Origin of the sequence: Gardnerella sp. 26-12, assembly GCF_001660745.1 — a bacterium.
In the GTDB taxonomy this organism is placed as follows: domain Bacteria; phylum Actinomycetota; class Actinomycetes; order Actinomycetales; family Bifidobacteriaceae; genus Bifidobacterium; species Bifidobacterium swidsinskii.
Map to the genome: position 1 here is coordinate 1 of NZ_LWSR01000067.1, position 5,517 is coordinate 5,517.

Annotated in this window: 4 protein-coding genes; 2 read left to right on the forward strand and 2 right to left on the reverse strand. The window is 42.4% G+C overall.

All coding sequences use genetic code 11. From position 1 onward, the window contains the following. Positions 1–29 precede the first annotated feature (29 nt). Positions 30–1,238: a septation protein SepH gene (sepH, locus tag A5295_RS04220; protein ID WP_064621804.1), complete on the forward strand. Its 1,209-nt coding sequence runs from the start codon at positions 30–32 to the stop codon at positions 1,236–1,238. Between the two features lie 71 nt (positions 1,239–1,309). Next, complete coding sequence (locus A5295_RS04225) at positions 1,310–1,654, forward strand: hypothetical protein (protein WP_231875285.1); 345 nt, start codon at positions 1,310–1,312, stop codon at positions 1,652–1,654. Between the two features lie 82 nt (positions 1,655–1,736). Here A5295_RS04225 and secA read toward each other — a convergent pair whose 3' ends face one another. After that, positions 1,737–4,532: a preprotein translocase subunit SecA gene (secA, locus tag A5295_RS04230; protein ID WP_064621806.1), complete on the reverse strand. Its 2,796-nt coding sequence runs from the start codon at positions 4,530–4,532 to the stop codon at positions 1,737–1,739. Positions 4,533–4,719: 187 nt separating this feature from the next. Continuing rightward, a complete protein-coding gene (raiA, locus tag A5295_RS04235) occupies positions 4,720–5,391 on the reverse strand; it encodes a ribosome-associated translation inhibitor RaiA (protein WP_012914110.1) in 672 nt (223 codons plus the stop codon). Positions 5,392–5,517 lie beyond the last annotated feature (126 nt).

Genomic DNA, 5,517 nt, shown 5'->3' on the forward strand with positions numbered 1-5,517 from the left:
GGATGTGTATAAGAGACAGGTGGTGCATAATGCTTGAAAATCCGCCAAAAGAGGCGAGTTTCGACCATATTGACGCAGACGGTAATTTGATTTTCATTTGTGAAAACACGCCGTTACGTATTCAAGTGGACGACACGCTGGAACGCGCCATCGCTGGTTCACATAAAATTACGAGTAAAAACAGCGATGAACATAACTCAGCAGATGCTGGCACAAATTCTATACAATCTAATGCAACATTGCCTATTTCGCAAATTCAGGCATTGATTCGCGCAGGAGTTGCACCTTCACATGTAGCGCAAAGATACAACGTTAGTGAAGCACAAGTTAGGCGTTTTTCTGCAGGCGTTGAAACCGAAAAGCAGTATGCAATTGAGCAGTTCCTTCTAGTACCTGCTCCTAAACAAAGCAATATGCGCACTATTGCAGATTTAATTGAAAGAACATTAGCTAAAGCACATATTGGCATGGAAACAGTGCAATGGAAAGCAACGCGCAGAGGATTAGAGCCATGGCGAATTACTGCTACTTTCAAAACTGCTACTCGCACTATTAAAGCTGAGTGGACATGGAACATGCATGACAACTCTGTTACATGCGCGAACCCTTCGTCTAGATTATTGCTTGGTGAAGATGTTAATGCAGCGGATACTTCTAAACAATCTCCATATGGTGGAGCTTATAGAGACACTGTAAGCATTAATTTCCCATTCAACACTGAAGAGCTTCCAGGAAATTCTATTCGTTCTGCCAGAATCGAACGAGCTGTTTCTCAATGGGAACTTAGAAACAGTGACAAACTTGCAGATGCACAAGCCCAATCTTCCTTCGAAAATCAGGACAATAATTCTGACATACAGCAAGTATTAGAAAAAGGCTATTCTAAGCGTTCTACTGAAACAAATACGCAATTTATTAAAGAAGATAATCCTCAGCAGACTTCGCTAATACAACCAGATGCTGAATTTATTAATAGAAACGAAACGAATAGCAAAATCGTCAATGCGTCTAATAAAGCACAAAAATCATTGGCTGCGAAAGTTCAAAATGCTGAAAAAGCAGATATTGTTAGTACGAATTTGCAAAAAAATGCTGCTGAAAGTAATCAAAATTCTGCTAAAAATAATCAAGAAATTAATACTAATGGCCAAGAAAAATCATCTTCTGAGCACAATAAACGTAAAGCTGGAAGAGCAGCAGTACCAAGCTGGGATGAAATATTATTTGGCGAAAGCTAAATAAGAAGTTTAAAAATAAATTTWKCKYAAAAAATCTAAGCAGCCATAAATCCTATATTATTCCTACTAGAATGCAAGACCCTCACACGATCATAACTGCTAAAGGTCCTCGTGATAACGCACGCACAAGTTGGCTTGATTTAGATAAGACTATGGAAGACTATGGAGATGATTTTGTGCCCCCAAATCCACGATTTTATAACGTATCTTTAGTTAATGTAGTTTTGTGGATTCTATTTGTTATAGGTATCTTCGGTGTTATTGTAAGTGCTTTTATTCCTGCTATAGCAAACATTGTTGGTATTATATGCGGCCTATTAATGCTACTTAGTGGAGCAGGATTACTTATGAATCGCAAAAAACCTAATCCGTATAAAGAAGATTACAGCGATTATGGAGATGGTGCTCGAGTATAGCTAATAATCAATCGAATATAATAAAAGGCGGCATGATTATAATCACACCGCCTTTTATTTATTTTACCTAGCAGCTTTCAAGTTACTCAGCTTCATTTTCAGATTCGTTTTGACCATGGCAAAGCTTGTACTTACGACCAGAACCACATGGGCACTCTTCATTCTTATTTGTTCCTGGGAATGTACGACCATCAGACCATGGAGTCTTCCATTCTTCATTCTTTGGTCGCATGCTCAACGGAACATCTCCCTCAGCATGACTCAAAGGTGCAGGACCAACAATACCAGCAGCCTGATCTTCAGCATCTACCTCAGACGAAGCTTGTGCAACATCTTCATCAAGCTCATCGTCAGAAGAAATATCTTCAGTAGAAGCAATCTGATTGATATCAATGTGGAATAGAAGCTGAATGCTTTCTTCCTTAATTGCCTCAATCATCGAATTGTACATCTGGTAGCCTTCACGCTGATATTCAACGAGCGGATCACGCTGACCCATACCACGCAGACCAATACCATCCTTCAAATAATCCATCTCATAAAGATGTTCACGCCACTTGCGATCGAGAACAGAAAGAACAACGCGACATTCAATTTGACGAAGTGGATCAGCGCCGAGACGATCTTCGATGAGAGAGTAAACCTTTACTACACTGTCGACAATCAAATCACGCAAAGCAGAAACAGCTTTTTCGCCCTTAAGATTGATAATCGTTTCACACACCTGATCCCAATCAAGAAGTACAGGCATTACAGAGTTAAGAGCATCTTTTAAGCCGTCCAAATCCCAATTCTTTGGCTTATCAGAACCGTTCATTGCGCCACGCACATAACTTTCTACGGTGTCACTGATGAACTTCAAGATGTCCTCGTGAATATCTTCACCCTTAAGAACCATCTGACGCTCTGCATAAATCACAGTACGCTGCTTATTCATAACATCGTCATACTTCAAAACGTTCTTACGCATTTCAAAGTTACGAGCTTCAACAGTCTTCTGTGCCGTGCGCACACCGTTAGAAACGTACTTAGACTCAATTGGTTCGCCTTCTGGCAATCCCTTAGCCATAACACGAGCAACAAGCTGAGTGTTGAACAGGCGCATCAAATCATCTTCCAAGCTTAAGTAGAAGCGGGACTCGCCAGGATCACCCTGACGGCCAGAACGACCTCGAAGCTGGTTATCAATACGACGAGATTCGTGACGCTCAGTACCAAGTACATACAAGCCACCAAGATTCTTAACTTCTTCGTGCTCGTCCTTAACTTGCTCTTTAACTTCAGCTAAAACGCCTGGCCAACGCTTCTCATACTCTTCAGGAGTATCGTCTGGAGAATATCCTTCAGCCTTCAACTTAGCATCTGCAAGGAACTCAACATTGCCGCCAAGCATAATATCGGTACCACGACCTGCCATGTTAGTAGCAACAGTTACAGCACCCTTACGACCTGCAACAGCAACAACAGCAGCTTCCTTAGCATTCTGCTTAGCATTCAAAACCTGGTGAGGAATGCGAGCAACGTCAAGAAGCGAAGAAAGAATCTCAGAAGATTCAACAGAAGCTGTACCAAGCAACACAGGCTGACCCTTTGCATGACGCTCAGCAACATCTCGCACAATAGCAGTAAGCTTTTCTTTCTTTGTGCGGAAGATCAAATCGTCCTTATCTTTACGAATTACTGGACGGTTGGAAGGAATTGGAAGAACACCAAGCTTGTAAGTTCCCATGAACTCTGCAGCTTCAGTCTCAGCAGTACCAGTCATACCAGCAAGCTTGTCGTACATGCGGAAGTAGTTTTGCAAAGTAATAGTAGCAAAAGTCTGATTTTCTGCCTTGACTTCCACGTTTTCCTTAGCTTCAATTGCTTGATGCAAGCCCTCGCTATAACGACGACCTGGAAGAACACGACCAGTATGCTCATCGACAATCAAAACTTCGCCGTTTGTAACAACATAGTCACGATCTAGAAGGAAAAGCTCCTTAGCTTTCAAAGCGTTATTCAAATAACCAATAAGAGCTGTATTGCTTGGCTCATAAAGGTTATCGATGCCCAAGTAATCCTCAATTTTTGCGATGCCAGGATCAAGAATACCTGCGGTTTTCTTCTTTTCATCAATCTCGTAATCAACATCGCGAGTAAGCTTCAAAACAAGCTTTGCAAATTCACGATACCAATGAGTTACATCACCTTCAGCAGGACCTGAAATAATAAGTGGCGTACGAGCCTCATCGATAAGAATGGAATCGACCTCATCGACAATTGCATAGTGATGACCGCGCTGCACAAGCTCGCTCTTTTCCCACGCCATGTTATCACGCAAGTAATCGAAGCCAAACTCATTATTTGTACCGTAAGTAATATCAGCATTGTATTGCTTACGACGCTCTGGCGGCTGCTGGTCTGTAATAATGCATCCAACACTCATGCCAAGGAATCTATAAATACGACCCATAAGCTCGCTCTGGTAGCTAGCAAGGTAATCGTTGACTGTGACAACGTGCACACCTTTGCCTTCCAAAGCATTCAGATAGCTTGGCAAAGTAGCAACCAATGTTTTACCTTCACCAGTTTTCATTTCTGCAATATTGCCCCAATGCAATGCAGCACCACCCATAAGCTGCACATCGAAATGACGCTGGCCAAGCGTACGCTTTGAAACCTCTCGCACAGTAGCGAAAGCTTCAGGCATCAAATCATCAAGCTTTGCACCATTGTCTAAACGCTGCTTGAATTTAGCAGTTTGACCCTTCAATTCTTCATCGGAAAGCGCGGAAATTTCATCTTCCAACGCATTCACAGCCTTTGCTACGTTCTCAAGGCGCTTCAATTGACGGCCTTCACCCATACGCAAGGCTTTATCGACGATATCTACCACGTTTTGCTCCCTTAGGTCATGTCTATGACGACGGCCTAGCCAACATAGACGTAAACTGTGCCTATATTACGCGACGGCTACGATTTTTATAAGTTAGCGCGTCTGATTACTACATAAAAATGCCCGCCCAACATTGTGCTAGACGGGCATGCGCACTTATTCGCGCATTTTAGATGTGTTTTAATTATTACTTTTGCTTAGCAACATTTTCAGGTGTATCAATTTCAAATACGCCATAGCTCCAACCATGTCTGCGATATACTACAGATGGTCTCATAGTTTCTTTGTTTACGAACAAGAAGAAATCATGCCCAATAAGCTCCATCTCATACAAAGCCTCATCTATGCTCATAGGCTCTGCAATATGTAGCTTACGACGAATCACAATAGGAGTGTCGCCAACACTTACTTCCACAGATTCACCAGGACCTAAATCAGAAGCAACAGCAGCATCTGCGCTATTAACCTCATTTTCTTCTGCCTCTTCAACAGTAGTCTCAATCTCAGGCTCTACAGCACCCATATCTACAGGGGTCATTTCCGTATATCCACGGCGATGATCCTTACGACGATCGCGAGTACGACGCAAACGAAGCGTCAACTTATCAAGCGCCATATCTAATGCACTAAATTGATCAGTGCTAGAAGCTTCTGCGCGAATCACAGTGCTTCCTGCAACAACAGTAATTTCAACTCGCTTTGCTGTGTCAGCCTGCCTTGGATTGCCTTCATGAGTCAACACGATTTGCACGCGCTGCGCATCAGGCGCAATGGCGGTCACACGATTCATCTTACTTTCTACAACGTCACGGAACCTTTGATTAATCTGCGTATGACGACCAGTAATGACGATTTCCATGCGAAACCTCCCCATATAGACTCGAACCTTAAGTTCGATTTGTACAACCCGACTGCCACGATGCCGTCGGTTCTTCTATTATATCTGCTAAATCCATACAAACCTAGCGATTTATTAAATTAAAAT